Genomic DNA, 23,429 nt, shown 5'->3' with positions numbered 1-23,429 from the left:
AAATACAAAACTTTTTCAGGAAATTAAAATGCTTTGGTTCAAACTGGCACTAAGGGAGATTCGGAATAATTTTCGGTTCACCTCATTTTTTGTGTTCAACGCCGCATTGGGATTGATCGGCTTCATCCTGCTGGTGTCCTTCCGCATGTCGATGACAGACCATCTGGCACTTTATTCAAAACGCATCCTGACCGCGGATGTGAGCGTTTCGGCTTATTCGCCGTTCACTGAGGCGGAACTGAAATTGATCAGGGATATGCTGGGACCCGAAGCTGTGGAAGCGAGGCAGATCTCGTTTTTTTCCATGATTTCCAGTCCTCAGCATTCTTCACTGGTGCAGGTCATTGCCGTGAGTGACAATTTCCCGCATTATGGCGCAATTGTGCTTGAGGCCGGAAATCAGGAAACCGTAGCCACCCTCAACCAACGGCCCCATGTCTGGGTTTATCCTGAACTGCTGGTGGGGCTGGAGATCGGTCTGGGGGATAGTATGCACATTGGCAATGCGGAGTTCCAGACCACAGGTTCGATTCTGGATGATCCGACCAACGCCATTTCCAATTTCAGTTTTGCGCCCCGGCTTTACATGGGCATTGAGCAGGTGGAGCAAACAGGATTTTTCCGGAAAGGTAGCCGGATTTCCTATCATTATTTGTATAAATTACCCCCTGAGGTGTCCGTTGAAGAACTGGAAAAACAACTCACCGAAGCGTTGAAACAAGAGGGCATGGATGAGAAAATCCGGGTGCGGACGCACTTGAACGCGGGGGAACAAATCGAGCGGGTGTTGGGGTATGTGAATGATTATCTGGGGATGATTGCTCTGATCGCCCTGTTTCTTGCCGGAGTTGGCACCGCCTATCTGTTTCGTGGCTTTCTGGGAACCCGTTTCAAGGATTTGGCCATCTTTCTCAGTATTGGCGCAACCCGTTATGAATCGTATCTGGTCATCGTGGGACAGATTGCCCTGATGGGGTTGACTGCCTCTGTGTTCAGTGTGTTGCTGTCCTGGGGGTTGCTACCGATTCTTCCCGGATTGTTACAGGGGGTTCTTCCCGGAAATTTTGCCATCACCATGCCCTGGAGCAGTGTCGGCATTGCCTTGTTGATTGGCACTCTGGGCAGTGTGTTTTTCTGTTTGCCGGTGCTGGTTCGCATCCACGGATTGAATCCGTCGAGCTTGTTCCGTGAGCATGTGTCGCATGACGAAAGCCGCGTTTCATGGCGGTATCTGATCAGCTATGTGCCGGTGATCGCCTTATTTTGGGGCTTGGCCATCTGGCAGGGAAAATCAGTGGGAGCGGGCAGTTTGTTTGTCGGGTTGCTGGCCTTGGCCATTTTGTTGCTGGGGTTGCTGGCCTGGGGGTTGTTTCACGCCAGTCTGATTTATTCACGGAAACGGACGGTGTTGTGGAAAATCGCGATGCGGAATCTTTCACGGAATAAAATTGCCGCCATTTCCTGTTTTCTTGCGATGAGCCTGGGGGCGATGCTGCTCAATTTGATTCCGCAGATCCATCAGGGCCTTCAGGAAGAAATTCAACAACCGGAAGGATTGACACTTCCCAGCTTTTTTCTGATTGATATCCAGGAAGAACAACTCGCGGAGGTTTCATCCATGCTGGAACAAGAAGGGCACCCTCTGTCCAATATTTCGCCCATGATCCGTTCCCGTGTGGAACTCATCAATCAGAAACCTTTTGTTCCTGAACAGCCGGATGCGGAAGTATCAGAAGAGCAACTGGAATATCGTCGGAATTTCAGACGCTGGGGCGGCAATCTGTCTTATCGGGAGGAACTGGCAGATTCAGAAAAAATTGTGGAGGGCACCTCTTTTTCAGGAAGGTATCAGGAAAACGCTGGCACCCTTCCTGAGGTTTCAGTGGATTTTCGGTTTGCGGAAAAAACAGGACTCCGGATTGGGGACAGTCTCACCTTTGATGTGCAGGGCATCATGATTGAGGCTCGTGTTGTAAATTTCAGACGGGTTCGCTGGAACAGCTTTCAGCCCAATTTTTATATTCTGTTTCAACCCGGCGTTCTGGATGACGCACCCAAAGTATTTCTGGCCTCTCTCAATCAGATTGCGCCAGATCAGAAAACCCGGCTTCAAGCACGATTGGCACGTCAGTTCCCGAATATTTCCATGATTGATGTGACCAAAGCTGTCAGCAAAATACTGCAATTGACCGCACAGATGAGCCTGGCCCTCAAATTTATGGCGTATCTGTCGATTGTGGTGGGACTGATTGTCGTGTTTTCCATTGCTCGACATGAAATTCGGAGCCGCCTGTGGGAAATCAATCTCATGAAAGTGCTGGGAACCTCGTTCAGGGATTTGTTGCAGATTGTGCAGATTGAGTTCGGATTGCTGGGTTTTGGTGCCTCACTGTTTGGTGTGTTGCTGAGCCTTGGAATGTCTTATGTGGTGTCCTGGATTTTGTTTGAGAGAATCTGGAACATTTCCTGGGGGACTACGCTGATCAGTGTGTTTGGCATTGGTGGCTTGAGCATGATGATTGCCCTGTTCGCAACCTTTTCCATGTTGCGTCAAAAACCGCTGGAACTGTTAAAATCTGTTTGAAAGGAACCATGACTTTTATCAAGGTTGAAACGCTGGTCCGGGTGACCTATGGCGATACGGATGCGATGGGTCATGCATATTACGGAAACTTTTTCCGGTGGTTTGAGGTGGGCCGAACAGAATGGTTTCGTGCTACCGGCATGGATTACCGCAGTCTGGAACAGCATGAGGGGATTTTTCTTCCGGTGATTGAAGCGCACTGTGATTACAAAAATCCTGCGTTTTATGATGATTTGTTATCAATTCATACAGGCTTTGAATACAATGGCAGAGCGAAAATGCAGTTCAATATGGAGATCTTTCGTCAGACTGACAATCAGCTTCTGGCCACAGGCCATACAGTCCATGTCTGTCTGGACCGTCAAAGAAAGATTTTAAAGATCCCGCCTTTTTTGAAAACCCTGATGGACAAACAAATCCTCCCCTCACTTGAATGAGGTGATGGTTTGCCGGTTCTCCACAGCACGAAGAACCGGCTATTTTCCCTGAAAATCCCGCCGCAGAACAGCCTTATTCTAATCTGACAGGATGGTGATGTTCAAAATAGTTTTTCAGGTCATAAGCGGCCGGAAGACCCGCTGTTGCCTGTTCTTTATAAGAATCAAAGGTTTCATTGAAATAGCCACGCCGGTCCGCAAAACGACGGGGACTCTTGCGCTGGTCATCTATCCACTCAGCATTTGACACCATGGTGTTTCGACGATCCGCTTTCAGCCTGCGGTCTGGACTGTGGCGATCCTTGGATTTTTGCACCTGAAAAATGGTATGTAACATCATATCTCCCCCTTCTGATGAAGTATTAATAATCATTATGGTTTATTCATATCTTATGAATTAGCATCGAAGGAGTGCTCTTTCAAGACCTTTTAATTCCTTGTTCCATTAAATATAAATCAGCAGGTTGTTCGCTGGTTTGTAGAGACGCGCTATAGCACGGCTCTACGATTCCCTTGCAGAAGATATCAGGCAATTTTAAAACGATAATTTTTCACGATTCGATATGAATTTGAAAAATTATTGGTGTTCAGTTTGAGGCCTGTTGGCATATACGGCAAACCAGCGAACAATTCGACCGTTGGACTCCGTTTTGATGTCTCCCAACCATGTGAATTTCTGTTGAATCAATGTTTCGGAACGTTGTTTGACCTGGGGACATTGGGCAAACTGGCAGACCATGATGGTATTTCCAGTTTTAAGTTGTTCCACAGGACTCCACTGATTTCGTTCCGGTTTTTGAAGACTGTGGGGAAATGGCTGGTTTTCAAGATAAAAGGACAAGGCACTGCTGAACTGATATTCCCTGGAAACAACATAATCTGCTGGAAAACGATTGGCAACCTTCAGTAACTGATCCAGATCCGATGCTGTTTCAGACCATTTGATCAAGGGGGTGGCAATATCACTGGTCGGTTGTATTGCAAGTTTAACGATGTCTGTCTGGTATTGCCGCAGTTCTTCCTGTGTCAAAATGGAGGAAAGCCGTTGATGAAAACCTGAATAACCTCGAACCTCTTTTTTAAAAATCGGTCTTAACTTTTCCACAACAGTGTCAGGCATGTTCAAGGACTTGAAGCCGTCCAGATATCTCAATTTATAAAGTGTGACATCCTGAATTGGTGTAAGAATATGCCAGAACAGGAGCCCTCCAATCAGAACATTGATTCCGGCCCCCATTCCGGCAAGCAGGATTAATCGTTTTTTGTTGCGGTTTTCTTCCCATTGATCTGACAACCATTTTCCTGAAACAATCATCGCCCCCAGATAACCCACATTGGCCCAGTGTGGATCAGCAATGTTGCCCCGAAAACTCATGAGTGAAAAAAAAGTGAGACCGAACAGGCTGATGGTTAAAATGACACTGCCTGAAAAATCCGGATCAAACATGGATCGACGGTGCAACCAAAGCGCACGAAAAATCCACACGGACCAGACTGGTGAAAACAGTAGAATATGTCCCAGTGTGAACCAGATAAAATTCTGACCAAAATCGGCTCCGCTCATTCCACGGCCGAACTGAAAACGGAAGGAAACCCACTCATGCTGATAATTCCACCATAAAACCGGTGTGAATATCAGCAGTGAGATAATGCCTGCCAGATACAACCAGGGATTCCATAGATTCTTGCGTAAGGCTTTATGGAATAACAAGTGGAGGCCAAAGCCCACATAGAACAACAGGGTGATGTATTTGGACAAGGCTCCGAATCCCGCGACAACGCCAAGGCCCAGTAAATAACGAGTTTTGCCGCACTGACAGAAACGGACCGCAAGGTAGAGGTTGATGAGCCAGAAAATCAGGAATGGTTGATCAATATGAAAAAACGCGGAACCATAAAACCAGTAAAGTGATGATTCCAGCAGGATCAATGTCCATAAACCGGCACGGGGATTGAACAATCTGGCCGTGATGCCATAAGCCAGAAGAAGAATGGTGAGATTGATGATTTGGGCCCATAGCTCCAGGGAGAACTCTGAGTTTCCTGTGAGCGAGGTCATGGTCCGCATCAACCAGGCGACCATGGGCGGATGTTCATAATAGGAAAACGCGAAGACGCGTGACCACACCCAGTGATCAAGCATGTCAGGATGAGGATTTATCCACTGATTGAACACTCCCATGAAGAGTGCTCCGTGAATCAACAGAATGGCAAATGCGGGAAAATGTTTGGACATTGCTCCTTAAAACAGGCCCGGGATCATCTGATCCAGCAGGATCTCATGACGTTCGCCGTTGGAAAGTGCGTAGGAAAGTGTTTTGTCATTCACCCAGTCCAGATCAATACGCGGGCTCGCATCCTGGATAGGCAGGTTGTAAATGGAATGAACCTCCAGTTCGTTACGTTTGACGATATGAATTCTGAAATTGAATACCTGTTTTGTGGAACCGTCTTCCAGTTGTAGATTTTCAGAGGAGGTTATGTGATAAAAAGCAATCAGATTGGCTGATGGTGTGACACTGGTGGCCGTTCGTACTTTTCCCAGAACGGAATAAAGCTTTCCATCAAAAATGCGGAAGATTTTTCGTTGACCGATGGCAGAATCACGAATCTCATAAAACTGGTTATCCACACGTTTGATGCTGGTTTTCTGATCCTGGGACATATCATGCAGTCCCAGGTTCAAACGTCCCTGGACATCTTTGTAAAGATAGACGAGGGTTCGGTTTTCCGCAAATTCGTCAAACTCAAGAACTATTTGCTGGGGGTCCGTCACGACCATTTGCATGTCCTGGTACAAACCATTGCCCATACGGTTTTCCGGATAAATCTGATAATTTCCCTGGTAAATAACTCCGCGATGCTGTTCATCAAGATCAAAAACTTCCTGAGCCAGAATACCTGAGGAGAACAGGGGCATCCCCATACACAGAACCAGTAGAATTCGATGACGCATAATTTCCTTCCTTCGGGGTAGTATGAATGAATAAAAGTAAAGGTTTCCGGGCAAACTCAGTGAACGCATAAGAATGTTTCTCTGGTGACTTTCCTGAGTTATTGAACTTTACGTAAAAATCTTTTGAAACACACCATTGTCGTCTGCTATATCAGTAATGTCGTATTTTGATATGGTATTTCAAGGCAAAATTATTTTTACGAGTGACTCTTCTGAAAACAAACCGTTTCAGCTTCTCTTTTTTTGATTTTAATTGTGTATAGATATGTCTCAACCATTTGATGTTACGTGTGTTGTTCCAAGAAATGGACGCATTTTAATGAATTTTCTCAACAAGCTCAAACTGCTGGGTGCCCCGGCGTCTGAAATTGAGGCGATCATCGATGTTCTGAAAAAAAGCAAGGCACAGAGCGGTAATGATCTGGGAGCCCTGCAGAAATTTCTGGTGGAATCCCACAATGAGGCTCCTGCCTGCTTTTCAATTTTTATTGATCGTAAACGGGAACAACGACCGTACCGGGTTGGATTTCTGGGCTATGACTGGGCAATCGGCGATATTCATTTAAGGGTGGAAGGAGAAGAACCGCATAATGGCTCCTCTCTGATCAAACTGGATGAAGTTGATTTTGCGGTGGTTGGACTCGATGAATTGCTGGCCATGACACAATATTATCTGAATAACCCCACCAGTGTGACCAAGTGGGGGATGTATAATTACAATGTGGACAAGCCCACAGGAATCCGTGTTGCGGGTTCGGCAAATCTTACCAGTTTCAACAAATCATTGCAGATGGATGTCCAGGACATGGTGGGTTTTTTCCTGATTTCGAGAAATTCGCGCCGAAGATCTGGTAAAGCGGAGGCTTCCGGACTGAAATATGATCTGGAGTATCTTTCACGGGCCGGACAGCGCGTTTTTGTCAAGGGACGTTATACAGGAATCGTGACGGCGGCTTATCCGGGGCTGAAACTGATTTCTGTGGAGAATGTGGAAGATTCTGTGCTGAACTCGGAAAAAGGCAGTGTGGGCATAGAAATTGTTCAATCTGGTAACACTTTGCGTGAAAAAGAATTGTTTATGCATGGCAAACCACTCTTTCTTTCTGAAAGTCTCTATGTGGTGGATTATGACCGTTACAATCACAGTGAGGCCTTGCGGCGGTTGATTAAATATTTGAAGCCATCGGGCTATTTTGAGGAAACGCGGATCGAACATTTTGCGCGTTGGTATTATGCCCTGGAAAAAAATCTGGGAGACCGCTGGGTCGATCGTCCAGCGATTGAGGATCTGTTTTGTGAACCCGGTGACATTGAAAATGGCCTCAGGCCTTATCGTTTAAAGACCCGATACTGGAAACCGGACGATAAATACCAGCAGGATGCCGCCCGGCAACTGGCATTTGAGTCAAAACATCAAGTGAGACAACATTATGAAGCATTGGTATCCCGTGGTGCATGACCTGCTAACCTTCAAATCTGGAACAAAACTGACGTTGATGGTGCTGGCGATGCTATTTGTTCATCCGCCAATATGGGCCGCGTCCAATTATATTGACACAGAAATTCTGGCGGGGAAAATTTCGAACTCTATTCAGAAATTTATGGGCCCCGATTACAAAACACTGGCCATTTCACGGATCAAAAAACGTAGCGTCAATCTCAATCTCAATCTCAATGAGTTGATTGACTACACCAATGTCAAACTGGTCCGAACCCGACGGTTCAAAGTGACAGATCGTTCCAAACTCCAGTTGCTCCTCAAAGAACAGCGCATGCAGTTGTCAGAATTTGTTTCGCCCAATGAATACAAAGAATTGGGCAAAATTCTGGGAGTTCAGGTTTTTATTTATGGCACGCTGTATAATGAATCGCTGGTATTGAAAGCCATTGATATCCAGAACTCTCAAATTGTCTGGGCCGATGTTTTTCCGATGGAATCCCTGTCCGATAATCATGATTTGCTCAACGATCTGAGTCAGCAGGTCATTCAATCCGTTCGAAAAGAAAAATTGCTGATGAAAGAGGAAAAAATCAATCGGATCAGTTTCTGGAATATTGATGTTGTTGCGCCCTTCATGCCGGAAGAAGTGATTGATTATATGACCACTGTTTTTTCACGGGAACCAGATATTGGTGTGATTGACCGGGAAAACCTGCAACTCATTTTTCAGGAACAAAAACTGAACCAGGCTGTATTTATTGATGAGTCCCAGGCACGAAGGCTGGGAGAACTGTATGGGGTGGATTCGTTTCTTTATGGAACCATCAATTTCAGAGAAAATGGCGAATATGTCGCTTCCCTTAAAATGATGAGCGTGTTCACTGGTGTGCTGTTGTGGGCCGATCTGATTAAATTCAAGGTGGCGCCGAAAGCCATGAAGATGGAACCTGTCAATCCGTTTGCCAGGAAAATCCAGGAAAGGAAAAGTCAACGAGGCAATGCCGGAAAAATGGTGTTGATTTCAGGGGGGTCTTCCGTATTTGGGAGCAATGATCCTTTGTATAACTCCTCACCGGAACGCATGGTCAACTTGAGATCGTTCATGATTGATCCTTATGAAGTGACCAATGGGGACTATTTTGTGTTTACCAGTAAAACCAATCACCGGATGCCAAGCCATTGGACTGAAGGAAATTTTGATCCTGCGAGCAAAGACCATCCGGTTGTCAGGATCAGTTGGGAAGACGCAAAACTGTATTGCCAGTTCATGCAGAAACGCTTGCCTTCAGAGCAGGAATGGGAACGTGCGCTACGTGGCACACAGGGACGCAAGTATCCCTGGAATGGTTCAGGTTTTTCGCCTAATTTTACAAACACTCGTGAAGCTGAAATTGGAAGCAGTATTCCTGTTTACACGTCCAATCGTGATGTCACTCCGGAAGGGATCTATCATCTGGCTGGAAATGTGCGTGAATTTGTCGCGGATCAGTTTCGGTCTTATGATGGCAGTAGTGTTTCCTCAGACCAGATCAATGACAGGGTGATTCGCGGAAGTTCCTGGGCTTTTGGCGCGTATGAGGCTGTGGGATATTATCGAGGCCATTCCCGCCCGAATCTCGCATGGCCTGATGTGGGTTTTCGTTGTGTCAAGGATTTGTAAGAAATCAAAAATGATATTTACAAATCCTGTTTTCTGTTGTTAAGAAAAGAATTGTTGCTGTAAATTTTCTGGTGACGGCAACCGAATCAAGCCAACGCACGGTGTCATACCGTGCTTGACACGGAATCCATCGGCGCACTCCTGGATCCCCGTTTTCACGGGGATGACATCGCGGCGGGCCACAGGATTTCATCACCAAATTATTTACAGCAGGAATGAATCAACAACTTTAAAAACGGTTGTCCTTATGTTTCTGCTATTTCTACTAGGGTCGTTGCTGGTTTTTGGCAATGTGACCAATCCGGATATTCAGTCAGACACGTTAGGCGTGTCGCTGGATTATCTCAATTTTCAGGATCAGGTGATTATCACTGAAAAAGCGGAGACCGTCGCTGTCTTTGAACCAGGTGGAGGCACCTGGGGAACGGATCTGAGACTGTTGACCCGGAATAAACTCTGGCCCTCATGGCGCCATGCCCTGGGGTTTAGATTTTTGACATCTTCTGAATATCAGATGCGGTTCTATACGACAGGATTGACCAATATGATGTCGTTGAACAGTTTGCCTGTGAGTCTGGGATGGGGAATAAACGCAGGTCAGGCTGAGATGGAGATCCGTTCATTGAGTGAATGGGGATCTGTTTCAGAGACCTTGGGAATGGATGCTTTTGTGGAAATGGACTATCATTTTATCTGGGGTGACCGGTTATGGAGTTTGTTTCTTCAGCCGTCATATCAGTGGTATAAATTTCAGTTTTCGGGAAAATCCAACGTGGCAGATCATAGTATTGATGCGAGCGGTGGAATGATTTCAACAGGAATGAGTGTGAAATTTTAAGAAAGATTATGGACAAGCAAAATCCAAGAAAACCATTTGCACGGTCATTCACCGTTGAGGAAATACAGATCATTTGCCAGAAATTGGAGGATAAGGATCGGTGGTATTATCACTATTTTCTGTTTGCCCTGAATACGGGCATGCGTCGAAGTGAGATTCTGGCACTTACCTGGCACCATGTGGATCTCTGGAAATGTCGTGAAATCATTGTTCCTGATTTGAAAAACACACCATCACTGGAAGGGTCGCTCCGGAGAATTCCAATTGATGAAACATTGCTTGGTGTTTTACTGGAATTGCGATCACCTTCCCGCTGGGTTTTTCAAAAAACAGGAAAGAGGATGCTGGCTGGTACCGTGACCCTGTTTTTTTCAGAATTGAGCCGAAAACTGGGGATCCCTGTCACGTCTGAACGCATACGTTGGACATTTGCCATGAGAATGTTTCACGAGATTGGCCCCGTGTCTAACAAGGACTGGAAAAAATTACAAAAACTTCTGGGGCACAAAGATGGTTCCACTACACGCAGTTATTTTCAACGCAACCTTCATCGTCATCAGTCAGAACCGGTGAAATAAAATTCCATTCTCAAACGCTCAAGGAACATTATGGCTATCTTTAAGGAATATTCCAATTATGACGCTACAGGTCTGGCTGAACTGATCAAAAAAAAGGAAGTTTCTCCGGCTGAACTGGTGGAGACCGCGATGTATTTCATCGAAAAGATCAATCCCCGTGTAAATGCTGTGGTCACCAAGATTTTTGAACAGGCCCAGAAACAGGCAAAACAGGAATTGCCAGACGGACCATTCAGGGGCGTGCCATTTCTGATCAAGGATTTGAGTTCGAGTTATGCCGGAGTACGCATGACAAAAGGCTGCAAGGCTCTCAAGCATTATGTCCCCACCTATGATAGCGAGATTATGACCCGGTATAAAAAAACGGGTGTGATCATTCTTGGAAAAACCAACACTCCTGAATTTGGAATCATGGGTGTCACAGAACCTGAATTGTTTGGACCAAGCAGAAATCCGTGGGACACCCTCCATACTCCCGGTGGCTCGAGTGGGGGTTCTGCCGCGGCTGTTGCTTCGGGGATGGTGCCCATGGCATCTGCTGGAGATGGCGGCGGATCCATTCGGATACCAGCATCGTGTTGCGGCGTGTTTGGCCTGAAACCCACACGGGGGAGAGTTCCGACAGGCCCTGATCTTGGTGAAAATTGGCAGGGTGCCGCCGTGGAACATGTGATCTCACGTTCCGTCAGAGACAGTGCCGCCATGCTGGATGCGATTCATGGGGCTGATGCTGGTGCGCCCTATGTGATTGCCCCGCCGTTGCGTCCTTATCTGGAAGAAATCAAACGCCGGGCCGGTCGTTGGAAAATTGCCTATACGACACAATCTCCCTTGAAAACACCTGTGAATTCTGATTGCGTCAAGGCTGTTCTTGAAACCGTTGATATATTGAAGACTATGGGTTTCGAAGTTGAGGAAGCCGCTCCGGAATATGACGGAGAATTGCTGGCAAAAGTTTATCTGATGATGAATTGCGCCGAGGTTGCAGTTGAAGTGGATTCATTGGAAACGGTACTTGGACGTAAACCTGTTCCAGAAGATGTCGAACCCTCTACCTGGACCTTGGCAATGCTGGGAAAAGCCTATTCTGCTGCTGAGTTTGTCCAAGCCAAACATCATTGGAATACATTTGCCCGTGTTATGGGGAGATTTCACCAGAAATATGATTTTTTACTCACTCCAACAACGGCGACACCTCCTGTGAAAATTGGAGAACTGATGCCTGGAATGATTGAATCTATGGGGATCAAACTCGCTAACCGGCTGGGATCAGGGCAAATTCTTCGTAAAGCAGGCGTTGTGGAACAGGTGGCACACAGAAATTTCAGTAAACTTCCGTTCACCCAATTGGCAAATCTGACCGGTCAACCCGCCATGTCGGTGCCGATGCACTGGACTTTGAACAAACTTCCAGTTGGCGTTCAGTTTATTGCCAAATTCGGAGAAGATGCCAAGTTGCTTCGATTGGCCGCCAAACTTGAAGCCGCACAACCATGGTTTAATAAACATCCTTCTGTTTTTGCGTCATAACTCATCGCTGTCACATAGATGTGCGGTTCGCGTTGATATCTTCCAGTGAAGCCTTTTCCGCAAACGAGGAATCACTGGAATTGAGATGGATTCCCCTGGATGAGATTCATCAAATGACCAGGGAAGAATCCATTTTAAGGATGGCTGACAAATGGAAAAACAGGATGAGAGAAGTTTATGATTGAGGGAGGTTGATGGCCTTTTCAATCAACTGCTGGTTGGCATTGAGCAACTTGGCAATCATGTCATTGAGTCCAACTGTCGCACAATCATGAGCATGTTTGACCGCATTCCGAATGGCGGTGGCTGAGGAACTGCCATGACAGATAATCACTGTTCCATTCACACCCAGCAGAGGGGCTCCACCAATTTCCTTATAATCCGCACGTTCTTTGAGTGCTTTAAAAATAGGTTTCATTCCCAGATAACTGATTTTGGCCAGAAATGATTTGGTGATTTCTTCCTGTAAGAATGTTTTGATCAGATCAAACGTACCTTCGGCTACTTTCAAAGTGACATTTCCTACAAATCCATCACAAACCACCACATCGGCCTCGCCTTTAAACATGGCTTTGCCTTCAATGTTTCCCACAAAGTTCAAAGTACTTTCTTTAAGGAGATTGTAAGTTTCCTTGGCGAGATAATTGCCCTTGCCTTCCTCTTCACCATTGTTCAACAGTCCAACCCGTGGATTGGGATTATGGAGAATACCCTGGGAATAGGCTTCACCCATGAGTGCGAATTCGAGGAGGTAATGTGGCTTGCAGTCGGTATTCGCCCCAACGTCAAGAAGAACAAAGTTTCCTTTGCTGGAGGGCATGACCGCGATAATAGCGGGACGATCGATGCCTTTGAGCGATTTCAATACCATTTTAGCCGTAGCCATAGACGCACCTGTGTGTCCGGCACTCACAACAGCATCCACTTCGCCAGCTTTGTGCTTGTCGATAGCAACTCGAATGGATGAATTTTTTTTCTGGCGTAACGCAACAGCCGGCGATTCTTCCATCCGTACATATTCATCACAATGGATGATTTTAATTTTGGAAGGATCGTAGGAATATTTCTGCAACTCCTGACGGATCGCGGTTTCCTGTCCAACCAAAGCAACGTTGAGATCAAAATCATTGATAGCACGAACCGCACCTTCTACGGGTATGGTTAACGGCGTATCGCCACCCATTGCGTCAACAGCAATCCACATAATCAACCTTTATCGGAACTTTATCCAAATCAATAATTGTCGACTTCTGTGATTAGAATTCCTTTGTAATAACCACACTCAGGACAGATTCTATGGGGTTGAATGGTTGCACCGCAATTGGTACAGGATGATAATCCGGGTGTTTCCAGTTTGATGTGAGCGCGTCGCTGATTTCTGCGTTTTCTGGAAATTTTCTTCTCAGGTACTGCCATAGGACCTCAATGTTTATTATGGTGTGTTAAAGAGAATAAACGTCATTCTCGTGATAAAAAAATAAATCTTCAATCAGTATTTCTGGAATGAAGAAAACATATTCTTCAATAGCTACAAAGGTTATCCAACTTAAAACCTTTGCGGAACTATTTCTGAATCAATTGTGATAAGGCGGCAAACGGATGATCTGGATCAATCATGCGGGAACACTCGCAGTGCTGTTCATTGAGATTAATTCCACAACGGGAACAACGACCAAGACATTCTTCCGTGCACAGTTTTTTAAAAGGAATTCCAAGAAGTATTTGATCTTCAAGAAGATCTTTCAGATCCAGACAATCGCCCTGATAAAACTCTGTTTCCAGATCATTCAGTGACAATATTGTTTCGCTCTCAACCGGGACTTCCTGTTCTGGAAGAAACTGTGTCTGAAATATCTCTTCCTGATCGTATTGATATGGACTCAGACAACGATCACAAATCAACTTCCAATGACCATACATGTGCCCATTGAGTGTGATTCTATCCCCCTGTCTGGACAATTTAAGAATGTAGTGGAATGGCTCCTTTTGCGGTCCTATCGCTTCCTGAATGCGTTCATAATCTGAAGGTGCGGGAAAGGCCTCCAGCACCAGTTCTTCTTGAGAAAGATCATGAATTTTTACCTGCAACTGCATAAGGGTATATTACCCCTGGGCCTTCAGTTGTTCCAGTGTCTTTGCGGTAGGCAATGGATCTTTTTTCTCTGTGATCACCGGGTATTCCTGTGATTTATCAGCATTCAACTGGGTGTAACTCTCCCATTGTGCTGGTAAATCCACATCGGCATAAATCGCTTCCACGGGGCACTCTTCCACACAGGCATTACAGTCAATGCATGTTTCCGGATTGATATAAAGCATGGTGGGGCCTTCATGGAATGCTTCCACCGGACACACTTCCACGCAGTCTGTGTAACGGCAGTTTTCACAATATGCGGTAACAATATAAGCCATGAAACCTCCTGATATAAAGAATTATCCTGCATAATTATGTGAGCAGTCGCAACTGACAAGACGGAGAAAATGCAATGAGACCATTTGAAACACAAGTTTTTTTTTATGAGATAGATTACTGCAATTTACCCGTAGATATTCATGTGCAGACAGAGCATCAATGCCAAAACAAGGTTTGTAACTAAACCTGATTATCGTTGGATTTGTTTCCATGTTTCAATGAGAATTCTTTCTGTATTTTCCCAGTCCAGACATTTATCCGTTACCGACACGCCATATTTCATAGCAGGTGAAATTTCCTGATTGCCCGCATATAGATTACTTTCTATCATGAATCCGATTATAGACTGGTTTCCTGCCACAATCTGGGACGTGATATCTTTGAGTACTGTTTCTTGCTTAAAGGGATCTTTATTGGAGTTTGCATGACTGCAATCTACCATTATTGTTGTGCGGAGTCCGGCTTTGCTCAATTCTGATTCTGTAATTTTGATGGCGTCCCGGTGATAATTGTCACCTTGTGAACCACCTCTCAATACGATGTGCCCGTAGGGATTGCCTGATGTTTTAATGATCGCTACCCGGCTTTGTTCATCAATTCCCAGAAAATGATGCGGTTCTCTTGCTGATTTCATGGCGTTAACGGCTACAGCAAGTCCTCCGTCTGTTCCATTCTTGAATCCCACAGGCATGGATAGACCACTGGCCATTTCACGATGTTTCTGTGATTCTGTGGTGCGGGCTCCGATGGCACTCCACGAAATGAGATCCGCAATGTACTGGGGGGTGATGGGATCCAGCATTTCAGTGCCCGTCGGCAAGCACATTTCATTGAGGTCGATGAGCAGTTTTCTGGCAAGGCGCAAACCTTTGTCAATGTTGTAGGTTTCATTCAGATCAGGGTCATTGATCAGGCCTTTCCAGCCTACCGTGGTTCTTGGTTTTTCAAAATATACCCGCATCACTACAAAAATTCGGTCCTGAATGTGATCAGCCAGTTTTTTCAAACGTTTGGCATAATCCATCGCGGCATCCACGTCATGGATGGAACAGGGGCCGATGACCGCCAGCAAACGTCGGTCTTTACCATCAAGGATATTTTCAACGATTTCTCGCGAGGTTATGACCGTGGAATTAGCGGTCTCACTCATCAGAACTGAAGCTTTTAAATGTGTTGGCGTGATGATGGGTTCTGTGCCTGTAACGTGCAAATCACTTGTTGGTCTCATGTGGATTTTCCTGATAAAACGTGAATCAAGAACTATGTTAAAGGAACTTGGTAGTTTGGGAAGGAACGTGAACAAGGAAGGAAAAAATGGTCGGAGCGACTGGATTTGACAAAACAAAAAATATCTTCCACAAAACCATTGATTTCGTTCAATTTATCCAAAATTTAGTTTAAAACTGTTCCTATAATGTTTACTACTTTGTTACATAAAACAAGGTAATTTTTATGTTTTCATTTGTCACGTTTCTTTTCAGCAAAAGGAAAGATTCACAAAAACATCTTGATTACCAAAATCAAAGAATCTACTATTTGTATAACACTGTATAACTTTTGTTAAAGGATTATTTATGATTGCCTTGCGTCTTGATTCAACCATCGAAGCACAAATATCCGCTTTGGCGGTAGCCAAAGGTAAAACGAAAAGCTCCATCGTTCGAGATGCTATTCTAAGAATGCTGGAAGATGAAGAAGATTTAGCCTTAGTGGAAAAAGCAACATCTCAACAAAAAACCACAAAATCATTAGCGGAATTAAGGAAAGAACTTGGGTTGGAAAATTAAAATCGGAACCGTTGCCGAAAAGCAAATCAGAAAAATGGATCGTTCCACCCAAAAACGGATTTTGGATTTTCTCAGTGAACGAATAGAAGATTGCAAAAATCCACGCCACTTTGGAGAACCGTTAAAAGGTGACAAAAGCGGATATTGGCGTTATAGGATTGGTGATTATCGGGTTCTTTGTGAAATTTTTGATGAAAAACTCATTGTATTAGTCATTGCGGTAGGACATAGGAGAGAAGTTTATAAAAAAAGTTGAATCATCTCATACAAAAGGTTTCTCAACCATTTTTAAATATCTTACCCCCGTAATATCTTTTGTTTGCCTGACAAAATCCTGAATATTCAACCTTGAAAAATCTCCCATAGCACAGATTCCGTCGTGCTCAGGGGATATTACCAATAAATCTGTTTGTGTTCCAATCAAGTTAGTCAATGTATGAATGAAAAAGGATTCTTTTCCTTGAATGATATGAGCTGACACTTTTCTATAAGAAGCCTTTTGGTAAAAAAAAAGTTATTTTTTAGATTCTTCATCAATTGTCATAAAGATGGTATAAAGGGGGTATTTCCAACCTACTCCCTACGAGGTACTATGTATCCCAGCGACGTTACCGATGCCGAATGGTCCGTGATCGAACCCTTTCTCCGTCCCAAGGATGGTCGGGGGTCTTCCCATATTCACAGCCGACGAACGATTATCAATGCCATCTTTTATATCAACAAAACGGGTTGTCAATGGGAGTATCTTCCTCATGATTTTCCGCCTTGGCAAACGGTCTATGACCACTATCGCAAGTGGTGTCGGAATGGAACATGGCAAAAAATCCTGGATGCTCTCAACTCCCTTGCCCGTCAAAAACAAGGGCGTTCCGCCACACCTTCCTATGGAATCGTCGATTCCCAAAGTGTGAAAACCCCATATGATAGCGACGATCGTGGCATTGACGGCGGGAAAAAAGTGAAAGGCCGCAAACGCCATATCTGTGTCAACATTCTGGGAAACCTGCTCCATATCATCGTACATGCCGCCAATAAATCCGACACGGTGGAGGGATGCCGTGTCTTCCAGGAAGCGCTGGAACGTTATCCTTCGCTTGACGCTTTTTCCGCCGATGGCGGCTACCAGGGAACCTCCGTGGACTTTGTCCGGGAACAACTGGGAAAACGCCTTGATATTTCCAAAACCGTCAAGGATCAACCCAAAAACTCCAACGATGGGAAAATGACCATTTTACCCAAACGTTGGATTGTTGAACGAACTCTCGCCTGGTTTGGAGGATTCCGACGACTTGCTAAAGACTTTGAAATTCTTATTGAAACTGCTGAAAACATGGTACGAATTGCCATGATTCGGCTTACTGTCAGAAAATATATCTAATTTTTACAAAAAGGTTTCTGAAAGCTGAACGCTTACAAAAAAACTGAAAACTGAACGCTGAGAACTTACCACTGTCGAGATGAGGAATGCTATGTCTGAATGGCAATTACCCCGAGGATATCAAGGTTTGATATTTGATTGCGATGGCACCCTGGTTGACTCAATGCCCTTGCATTACCAGGCGTGGAATACTGTTATGACTCGTCACCAGTTGGAATTCACTGAAACCCGATTTTATCAATGGGCCGGTGTTCCCGTAGATGAGATCATTCGGCGTCTGGCTGTTGAACAGGGAAAAACCGTGGATATCGGTGCTCTTGCCGCGGAACGGGATGCCTGTTTCCACAGTCTGCCTGCCAGTGAATTGCGCCCGGTAACATTTGTGGTTGACATTGTGCGCTGTTTTTATGGAAAACGCCCCATGGCCGTTGCGACAGGCAGCACCAAAGAATCCGCAGAAGCTTCCTTGCGGGCAATCGGAATTCTGGCCTTCTTTGACGCGGTGATCAGTTCACGGGGCACGTGTCCTCCCAAACCCGCACCGGACGTGTTTCTGATAGCGGCAAAACAGCTTGGGATTGCCCCTGAAAAATGCGTGGCGTTTGAAGATGCGGAGGCCGGACTGCAAGCGGCCCGTTCCGCGGGGATGCATGTGGTGGATGTTCGTCCCTGGATTCAGCGATAGGATGAACGAACATGTTGAACTCCGGATCAACAGCCAAATTGACCCTTCAGCATTAAAAACCGTGCTCCCTTGAAAAGAGCCTCTTTTCCATAACATTCGCAGAGAGTTTCACATGAGAATACATCATTTGAATTGCGGTACCATGTGTGTGCGTGGACGTTTTCTGGTCAATGATTCAGGCGGCTTGTTCGCCAAAGCCCACCTGGTTTGTCATTGTCTGCTCATTGAAAGTGACGAAGGATTGATTCTGGTGGATACCGGCATCGGAATGCAGGATATTCTGAAGCCCGAAAAACGAATTGGCCGATTGAATCTCAAAATGCTGCTACCCGCGCTGAAACCTGAAGAATCCGCCTTGAAACAGGTGGAGACTCTCGGTTTTAAGGCCAGTGATGTCAGGCATATCATTGTGACCCATCTGGATCTCGATCACATCGGTGGTATTGCGGATTTCCCCCAGGCGCAGATTCACATTTTCAAAACAGAATATGAGACGGGCGTTGTCTCACCGGGACTCATGCAGTTATTGCGTTATCGGCGCCTTCAGTGGAATCATCATCCTGTGTGGGACCCCCGTTCGTTGCATGGGGAACAGTGGTTCGGACTGGAAGCGGTTCAGGCCCTTCAGGATAAGTTGCCCGAAATCCTGATCGTTCCCCTTGCCGGTCACACTCCGGGACATTCAGGAATTGCGGTCAAGACAGACAATGGTTGGTTGTTCCATTGCGGCGATGCTTATTTTTATCATGCGGAGGTTTCCGTAACGCATCCCCACTGCACACCGGTTCTGACGATACTCCAGCAATTCAACGTGATGGACCGTGACACACGAAGGGCCAATGTGGAACGGTTGAGACAATTAAAACAGGAACATCCCGGAGAAGTGGATCTGTTTTGTTCGCATGATCCGAGCGATTTTGAGCGTCTTCAACACAAAAATTCACAGTAAACCGCTATTGCGCAGAGAGAATTCTATGAGCCTGACCCCTGAAGAATTACAGCACATTAAAAACGTTGAAAATGATAACAAGACCCTGCAGAAAATCATTGAAGGCATGGAAATGATTTACGGGAACATGCATGAAAAGACAAATGACGAAGTGGATGTCAACAAAATCGTATTTCAAAAATTTATCAAGCTTCTGGATGACCATGAAAAAGAGTGGTTTGCTCATGCGATTGTAGGAGTCGTCTGTGCTGATGGCAAGATCACGCCGAATGAAATCACTTATTTGAAATATCTGCTCGCCTTCATTGAAGACAAAGCCATGCTGAACCGCATCATGTCGTTCATCCAGAGAAAGGAAAAACCCAAACTGGAAATTCTTAAAACCAGCCGAACCAAAGCCTCTCAACTGATCATGTATCTGGCTTCAGTGGTGATCACGGATGACCGCTTGACACGCGAAGAAGTGGACTATTTCAGATATGTGGGCAGTCGGCTGGGCTTTGATCCAATCTTTTCTACAGAATTGATCAAATGGGGACAGGAATTCATCAAACTCAACCAGTTGAAAAACAAACTCATCAAACTTTCGCTCGATATGACACCCGTGTATAAACATGTGTAGAAACCCTTAAAAAACGGGGTTGATCCTATTTGGGACCACAAATCTTATACCAGGCCTATCATCAACTTGACATTGAATTGGGAATTGAGGATTTGGAAGAAATACATATCCCGTATCAAGCGTTAAAAGCATCTGATGTACCTTTACTTTAGGGAGAACCTGCTATGCTTCCAGCAATATTGATTTTAGGCGGATTGGCTTATGCCGGATATTCCGCCTACAAAGAAGGCGAAAACCCAACCTCCAAGCCCATTCTGGTTTCTGAAAAACTCTCTTTATCCGATTCCGGAGAACAAGAACCGAACATTCCAATCATTCCGGAATCTTCAAAGGTTCTGTCCCATAAGGAGACTGAGGAGGAACTCGATCATTATATAAAAGTCGCTGGCGTTACTTTGGGAACAGCAACACTGGGCGCATTGGTTTATACGCCCATCAATCTGATTACCCTGCCCTTGCTCATCTATGTCAGCCTGCCCATATTCAAAGACACCTTTCATAATCTGATACATGAAAAACGGATTCGAGCCAGTGCGGTGGACAGCATTGCCATCGTAGGAACCTTTGCTACCGGATATTACTGGATTGGATCACTGGCATCCATTGCCTTTTTTTTAAGCAACAAACTGTTGCTCAAAACAGAGGATATGTCCAAAAAACAAATGATAAATATTTTTGGTCAGCAGCCTCAATTTGTCTGGTTGTTCAAGGAAGGGACAGAGATCGAAATTCCGTTTGAAACCCTGAAGTCGGGAGATATCATTATCCTTCAGGCTGGTGAAATGATTCCGATTGACGGGATCGTGGTGCAGGGCTTTGCTTCGGTCGATCAACATATTCTGACAGGAGAGTCTCAACCGGTAGAAAAAGTATCCGGTGATTCCGTGCTTGCCGCCACGATGGTGATTAGCGGAAAAATTCAGGTAAAGGTGGTTCATGAAGCCAGTGAAACCTCGGCGGCCAAGATCGGCAGGATTTTACAGAATACGGCTGATTTCAAGTCCTCTGTGGAAGCCAGAACCATCCAGTTCGCGGATATGCTGGCAGGTCCAACCATTGCGATGGGTGGGGTGACATGGGCGATGATGGGACCGATCAGTGCCACAGCCATGGTCAGTTGTAACTTTATGGAGACCACCCGAATGACGGTTCCCCTGGGAGTATTGAATTATCTGAGACTTGCGTCCGAGCAGGGGATTCTGGTGAAGGATGGACGCTGTCTGGAATTATTAAAGGACGTGGATACGGTTGTGTTTGACAAGACGGGAACCCTGACCCTGGAGGAGCCTCAAGTGGGTCAGATTTACCTCCTGAATGATGAACCGGAAGAAGTGATTCTGCAATATGCGGCGGCGGCAGAACATAAACAGTCACACCCCATTGCCAAAGCCATTGTCAAACAGGCTAAGGCGTGCCAGATCATGATACCGGAGATTGAGGATGCTCTTTATGAAATCGGGTACGGCATTAAGGTGAAAGTGGGAACCGCTCAGATTCATGTGGGAAGTGAGCGTTTTATGACGAACGAAGCGATCTCACTCTCTCCCGGCGCACTGGTTCAGAAAATCCGACAAACGGCTGAAGACAATGGTTACGGACTGGTGTATGTGGCCTGCAACCAGCAATTGATTGGCATTCTGGAACTCCATGTTTCCTTACGTCCTGAAGCACAATCTGTGATCGGGCGACTCAAGGAACTGGGACTCGCCACCTATATTATCTCCGGAGATCATGAAGCACCTACCCGCAAACTGGCTCAGGAGCTAGGCATTGAGCATTATTTTTCAGAAGTATTGCCCCAGGATAAAGCAAAAATTATTCAGGAACTTCAACTACAGGGAAAATCAATATGTTTTATAGGGGATGGCATCAATGACACAGTCGCCTTAAAAACGGCTAATGTGTCGGTTTCCATTCAGGGTGCATCGACTGCGGCCCTGGATACTGCCGGTATCGTTTTGATGGATCATACGCTGAAACATGTTCCGACTCTGTTTGAACTGGCTACGGAAATGGCTGACAATACACGTCATGGTTTTTTAACCGCCATCATTCCCGGTGCCATCGGAATTACCGGAATATTCCTGTTTAACTTCAAAATTCTGGCTTCGGTGATTTTGTTTATAACCAGTGTGGGCGCAGGATCTGTCAATGCGATGCTTCCTCTCATGAAGAATCGTCAGAAATCATCAGAGCTCCTGGTGGAGGAAGATTCCCATTCCGCGTGACGCCTGGGACTGAAACCCGGAACCTCTTCGCCAATACCCACAAGTCATCCTCTTTAGAAATTCTTTGCTGGAAAATCCTTCTGAACATTGGTCAGTACCCCTAACATGCACTGACCAACTCAGGATGACATGATTTCAAAAAGAATCTTAACCCGTGCAATTTAAATATGAGGTGACTCGTTAAAAATATTTTTCCATGCCACCGGCCCGAACGGTATCCAGGGTAAAACAATGAAAACCGCCACTCACCAGTTGGCGATGGCGATGGCGTACCGGAATGGTGGTAAATTTGTGTTTGTCAAGCAACTTGATTAATTCAGGGTACAAGGAATTAACAATCATTTTATCGCCATCCACTGAAAATACATTGGCATCAATCAGATTACTGGATAACACCAAATCATCGTCATCGTATTGGGGAAAGTTTTTCATATCGGGCTCAGGGATATACAGAATATCCCATTTCTGCAGGGCCGCAGGCAATTTTTTGACATCCTGGGGGTAGCGCATTAACAGAGTGCCTGGCCGTAGAGGGATCACGGTGGTATCAATATGATTGTCAGTGATTTTATCCAGTTTGTGCATCCTGATTTTTCCTTCAAAATGTCGTTGAAGCCACTGAAAACCCAATTCATGGTTGTAGTTGGAAACATCAACGATCCAGTCCTCACCAAAACGCATACATTGAGCGCCATCGAACAGCAATTCGTATCCTATATCGTAGGGAGAAGACGGCTGTGGGTAATCACGGGCAAGGTTATTAATATCATAAGCGTTCTTAATACCCTCTTCAGGATGCGCCACATAGGATAAATCAAACGATTTTTCCAGCATCATCGGTCTGGGCATCAGTGTCCATTTGGAACCGGCCTTGAAATACTCGTAAAAAACAGGTTTGAGCAAATCATTTTCAAAATATCTGGAACGTAGCATCGGAGCGGTTTCAATGATTTCATTACCAGCGATAATCGCCTGATCACGGATATTCAGTGCGGCCAACGCGGTTGATTCCCAGTAAGGCGTGCGAATGACAGAGGCTTCAGGCAATTGTGCAGGACGGTGTACTTTGACTCCCAGTTGTTCAAAAACCGCGACCAGATTATTGAGATCCTCCTCCAATTCCTCGACATATTGTTGCTTGAGTACGCGTGTGCCTTCGAGAGGGAATTTGGGATTGATCAGATCATGATAAAATAATTTGAAGGACTGATCAATCGGCGGCAATGTGTAGTTATAGGCCGAACCTACAATGACTTCCTTTAAGGGGGACCATTCATTATAACTGTTGACAGCAACACTCATTTGTTAACTCCTCTTTGCATTATTAAAAAATCAAGGGTGAT

23 protein-coding genes are annotated in these 23,429 nt (G+C 45.4%); 14 read left to right on the top strand and 9 right to left on the bottom strand.

Annotated elements, in window-relative coordinates; translation table 11 throughout:
- The first annotated feature begins 28 nt into the window (after positions 1 to 28).
- On the top strand, positions 29 to 2,584 hold the full coding sequence (locus tag HQM11_13975; protein MBF0352136.1) for a hypothetical protein: 2,556 nt from the start codon (positions 29 to 31) through the stop codon (positions 2,582 to 2,584).
- 8 nt (positions 2,585 to 2,592) lie between these two features.
- Positions 2,593 to 3,021 (top strand): acyl-CoA thioesterase, encoded by a 429-nt coding sequence (locus HQM11_13970; protein ID MBF0352135.1) that lies wholly within the window; start codon positions 2,593 to 2,595, stop codon positions 3,019 to 3,021.
- Between the two features lie 73 nt (positions 3,022 to 3,094).
- Here the strand turns inward: HQM11_13970 and HQM11_13965 are convergent, their stop codons facing one another.
- The 3 genes from HQM11_13965 to HQM11_13955 all read right to left on the bottom strand — a co-directional run bounded on the left by HQM11_13965 (position 3,095) and on the right by HQM11_13955 (position 5,977).
- The gene (locus HQM11_13965; GenBank protein MBF0352134.1) at positions 3,095 to 3,361 is read right to left on the bottom strand and encodes a hypothetical protein; all 267 of its coding nucleotides are present in this window, start codon (positions 3,359 to 3,361) and stop codon (positions 3,095 to 3,097) included.
- A 237-nt stretch (positions 3,362 to 3,598) separates the two neighbouring features.
- Positions 3,599 to 5,257 (bottom strand): glycosyltransferase family 39 protein, encoded by a 1,659-nt coding sequence (locus HQM11_13960; GenBank protein ID MBF0352133.1) that lies wholly within the window; start codon positions 5,255 to 5,257, stop codon positions 3,599 to 3,601.
- 6 nt (positions 5,258 to 5,263) lie between these two features.
- Positions 5,264 to 5,977: a hypothetical protein gene (locus tag HQM11_13955; GenBank protein ID MBF0352132.1), complete on the bottom strand. Its 714-nt coding sequence runs from the start codon at positions 5,975 to 5,977 to the stop codon at positions 5,264 to 5,266.
- 265 nt (positions 5,978 to 6,242) lie between these two features.
- Between HQM11_13955 and HQM11_13950 the strand changes: the two genes are divergently transcribed.
- The 5 genes from HQM11_13950 to HQM11_13930 all read left to right on the top strand — a co-directional run bounded on the left by HQM11_13950 (position 6,243) and on the right by HQM11_13930 (position 12,024).
- On the top strand, positions 6,243 to 7,436 hold the full coding sequence (locus HQM11_13950; protein MBF0352131.1) for a hypothetical protein: 1,194 nt from the start codon (positions 6,243 to 6,245) through the stop codon (positions 7,434 to 7,436).
- Entirely contained in the window at positions 7,408 to 9,078 is a 1,671-nt protein-coding gene (locus HQM11_13945; protein ID MBF0352130.1) for an SUMF1/EgtB/PvdO family nonheme iron enzyme, read from the top strand. Before HQM11_13950 ends, HQM11_13945 begins: the two co-directional genes overlap by 29 nt.
- Positions 9,079 to 9,325: 247 nt before the next feature.
- Positions 9,326 to 9,916: a hypothetical protein gene (locus HQM11_13940; GenBank protein ID MBF0352129.1), complete on the top strand. Its 591-nt coding sequence runs from the start codon at positions 9,326 to 9,328 to the stop codon at positions 9,914 to 9,916.
- A gap of 8 nt (positions 9,917 to 9,924) precedes the next feature.
- Positions 9,925 to 10,494 carry a tyrosine-type recombinase/integrase gene (locus HQM11_13935; protein MBF0352128.1) on the top strand — a complete coding sequence of 190 codons (570 nt, stop codon included), beginning with the start codon at positions 9,925 to 9,927 and terminating at the stop codon, positions 10,492 to 10,494.
- A 30-nt stretch (positions 10,495 to 10,524) separates the two neighbouring features.
- Positions 10,525 to 12,024, top strand: coding sequence for an amidase (locus HQM11_13930; protein MBF0352127.1), 1,500 nt, complete (start codon positions 10,525 to 10,527; stop codon positions 12,022 to 12,024).
- Between the two features lie 175 nt (positions 12,025 to 12,199).
- Here the strand turns inward: HQM11_13930 and plsX are convergent, their stop codons facing one another.
- The 5 genes from plsX to HQM11_13905 all read right to left on the bottom strand — a co-directional run bounded on the left by plsX (position 12,200) and on the right by HQM11_13905 (position 15,665).
- Positions 12,200 to 13,228 (bottom strand): phosphate acyltransferase PlsX, encoded by a 1,029-nt coding sequence (plsX, locus tag HQM11_13925; protein MBF0352126.1) that lies wholly within the window; start codon positions 13,226 to 13,228, stop codon positions 12,200 to 12,202.
- A gap of 29 nt (positions 13,229 to 13,257) precedes the next feature.
- Entirely contained in the window at positions 13,258 to 13,440 is a 183-nt protein-coding gene (gene rpmF, locus HQM11_13920; GenBank protein MBF0352125.1) for a 50S ribosomal protein L32, read from the bottom strand.
- A 147-nt stretch (positions 13,441 to 13,587) separates the two neighbouring features.
- Entirely contained in the window at positions 13,588 to 14,118 is a 531-nt protein-coding gene (locus HQM11_13915; GenBank protein ID MBF0352124.1) for a DUF177 domain-containing protein, read from the bottom strand.
- A gap of 9 nt (positions 14,119 to 14,127) precedes the next feature.
- Positions 14,128 to 14,436 (bottom strand): ferredoxin family protein, encoded by a 309-nt coding sequence (locus HQM11_13910; protein ID MBF0352123.1) that lies wholly within the window; start codon positions 14,434 to 14,436, stop codon positions 14,128 to 14,130.
- A gap of 191 nt (positions 14,437 to 14,627) precedes the next feature.
- Positions 14,628 to 15,665, bottom strand: a complete 1,038-nt coding sequence (locus HQM11_13905) for a 3-deoxy-7-phosphoheptulonate synthase (protein MBF0352122.1) — start codon at positions 15,663 to 15,665, stop codon at positions 14,628 to 14,630.
- Between the two features lie 346 nt (positions 15,666 to 16,011).
- Here HQM11_13905 and HQM11_13900 point away from each other — a divergent pair, with 346 nt between their 5' ends.
- The 7 genes from HQM11_13900 to HQM11_13870 all read left to right on the top strand — a co-directional run bounded on the left by HQM11_13900 (position 16,012) and on the right by HQM11_13870 (position 22,086).
- Positions 16,012 to 16,224: a CopG family transcriptional regulator gene (locus HQM11_13900; protein MBF0352121.1), complete on the top strand. Its 213-nt coding sequence runs from the start codon at positions 16,012 to 16,014 to the stop codon at positions 16,222 to 16,224.
- Positions 16,208 to 16,480: a type II toxin-antitoxin system RelE/ParE family toxin gene (locus HQM11_13895; protein ID MBF0352120.1), complete on the top strand. Its 273-nt coding sequence runs from the start codon at positions 16,208 to 16,210 to the stop codon at positions 16,478 to 16,480. Before HQM11_13900 ends, HQM11_13895 begins: the two co-directional genes overlap by 17 nt.
- Before the next feature lie 336 nt (positions 16,481 to 16,816).
- Complete coding sequence (locus HQM11_13890; protein ID MBF0352119.1) at positions 16,817 to 17,602, top strand: IS5 family transposase; 786 nt, start codon at positions 16,817 to 16,819, stop codon at positions 17,600 to 17,602.
- A gap of 91 nt (positions 17,603 to 17,693) precedes the next feature.
- Positions 17,694 to 18,287: an HAD-IA family hydrolase gene (locus HQM11_13885; GenBank protein ID MBF0352118.1), complete on the top strand. Its 594-nt coding sequence runs from the start codon at positions 17,694 to 17,696 to the stop codon at positions 18,285 to 18,287.
- Positions 18,288 to 18,399: 112 nt separating this feature from the next.
- A complete protein-coding gene (locus tag HQM11_13880; GenBank protein ID MBF0352117.1) occupies positions 18,400 to 19,236 on the top strand; it encodes an MBL fold metallo-hydrolase in 837 nt (278 codons plus the stop codon).
- A gap of 25 nt (positions 19,237 to 19,261) precedes the next feature.
- Positions 19,262 to 19,858 (top strand): hypothetical protein, encoded by a 597-nt coding sequence (locus HQM11_13875; GenBank protein MBF0352116.1) that lies wholly within the window; start codon positions 19,262 to 19,264, stop codon positions 19,856 to 19,858.
- A 164-nt stretch (positions 19,859 to 20,022) separates the two neighbouring features.
- Complete coding sequence (locus HQM11_13870; GenBank protein ID MBF0352115.1) at positions 20,023 to 22,086, top strand: heavy metal translocating P-type ATPase; 2,064 nt, start codon at positions 20,023 to 20,025, stop codon at positions 22,084 to 22,086.
- A gap of 180 nt (positions 22,087 to 22,266) precedes the next feature.
- Here HQM11_13870 and HQM11_13865 read toward each other — a convergent pair whose 3' ends face one another.
- A complete protein-coding gene (locus HQM11_13865; protein MBF0352114.1) occupies positions 22,267 to 23,388 on the bottom strand; it encodes a glycine amidinotransferase in 1,122 nt (373 codons plus the stop codon).
- Positions 23,389 to 23,429 lie beyond the last annotated feature (41 nt).

The sequence above is a fragment of the SAR324 cluster bacterium genome (assembly GCA_015232315.1).
Taxonomy (GTDB): domain Bacteria; phylum SAR324; class SAR324; order SAR324; family NAC60-12; genus JADFZZ01.
Note: the sequence above shows the minus strand (reverse complement) of the source record. Positions and strands in the feature narration are given on the sequence as shown.

What these genes read in the sequence shown, in the direction of transcription:
- HQM11_13975 (MBF0352136.1), top strand. Translation starts at nt 29, where the DNA reads ATGCTTTGGTTCAAACTGGCACTAAGGGAGATTCGGAATAATTTTCGG.
- HQM11_13970 (MBF0352135.1), top strand. Translation starts at nt 2,593, where the DNA reads ATGACTTTTATCAAGGTTGAAACGCTGGTCCGGGTGACCTATGGCGAT.
- HQM11_13965 (MBF0352134.1), bottom strand. Translation starts at nt 3,361, where the DNA reads ATGATGTTACATACCATTTTTCAGGTGCAAAAATCCAAGGATCGCCAC.
- HQM11_13960 (MBF0352133.1), bottom strand. Translation starts at nt 5,257, where the DNA reads ATGTCCAAACATTTTCCCGCATTTGCCATTCTGTTGATTCACGGAGCA.
- HQM11_13955 (MBF0352132.1), bottom strand. Translation starts at nt 5,977, where the DNA reads ATGCGTCATCGAATTCTACTGGTTCTGTGTATGGGGATGCCCCTGTTC.
- HQM11_13950 (MBF0352131.1), top strand. Translation starts at nt 6,243, where the DNA reads ATGTCTCAACCATTTGATGTTACGTGTGTTGTTCCAAGAAATGGACGC.
- HQM11_13945 (MBF0352130.1), top strand. Translation starts at nt 7,408, where the DNA reads ATGAAGCATTGGTATCCCGTGGTGCATGACCTGCTAACCTTCAAATCT.
- HQM11_13940 (MBF0352129.1), top strand. Translation starts at nt 9,326, where the DNA reads ATGTTTCTGCTATTTCTACTAGGGTCGTTGCTGGTTTTTGGCAATGTG.
- HQM11_13935 (MBF0352128.1), top strand. Translation starts at nt 9,925, where the DNA reads ATGGACAAGCAAAATCCAAGAAAACCATTTGCACGGTCATTCACCGTT.
- HQM11_13930 (MBF0352127.1), top strand. Translation starts at nt 10,525, where the DNA reads ATGGCTATCTTTAAGGAATATTCCAATTATGACGCTACAGGTCTGGCT.
- plsX (MBF0352126.1), bottom strand. Translation starts at nt 13,228, where the DNA reads ATGTGGATTGCTGTTGACGCAATGGGTGGCGATACGCCGTTAACCATA.
- rpmF (MBF0352125.1), bottom strand. Translation starts at nt 13,440, where the DNA reads ATGGCAGTACCTGAGAAGAAAATTTCCAGAAAACGCAGAAATCAGCGA.
- HQM11_13915 (MBF0352124.1), bottom strand. Translation starts at nt 14,118, where the DNA reads ATGCAGTTGCAGGTAAAAATTCATGATCTTTCTCAAGAAGAACTGGTG.
- HQM11_13910 (MBF0352123.1), bottom strand. Translation starts at nt 14,436, where the DNA reads ATGGCTTATATTGTTACCGCATATTGTGAAAACTGCCGTTACACAGAC.
- HQM11_13905 (MBF0352122.1), bottom strand. Translation starts at nt 15,665, where the DNA reads ATGAGACCAACAAGTGATTTGCACGTTACAGGCACAGAACCCATCATC.
- HQM11_13900 (MBF0352121.1), top strand. Translation starts at nt 16,012, where the DNA reads ATGATTGCCTTGCGTCTTGATTCAACCATCGAAGCACAAATATCCGCT.
- HQM11_13890 (MBF0352119.1), top strand. Translation starts at nt 16,817, where the DNA reads ATGTATCCCAGCGACGTTACCGATGCCGAATGGTCCGTGATCGAACCC.
- HQM11_13885 (MBF0352118.1), top strand. Translation starts at nt 17,694, where the DNA reads ATGTCTGAATGGCAATTACCCCGAGGATATCAAGGTTTGATATTTGAT.
- HQM11_13880 (MBF0352117.1), top strand. Translation starts at nt 18,400, where the DNA reads ATGAGAATACATCATTTGAATTGCGGTACCATGTGTGTGCGTGGACGT.
- HQM11_13875 (MBF0352116.1), top strand. Translation starts at nt 19,262, where the DNA reads ATGAGCCTGACCCCTGAAGAATTACAGCACATTAAAAACGTTGAAAAT.
- HQM11_13870 (MBF0352115.1), top strand. Translation starts at nt 20,023, where the DNA reads ATGCTTCCAGCAATATTGATTTTAGGCGGATTGGCTTATGCCGGATAT.
- HQM11_13865 (MBF0352114.1), bottom strand. Translation starts at nt 23,388, where the DNA reads ATGAGTGTTGCTGTCAACAGTTATAATGAATGGTCCCCCTTAAAGGAA.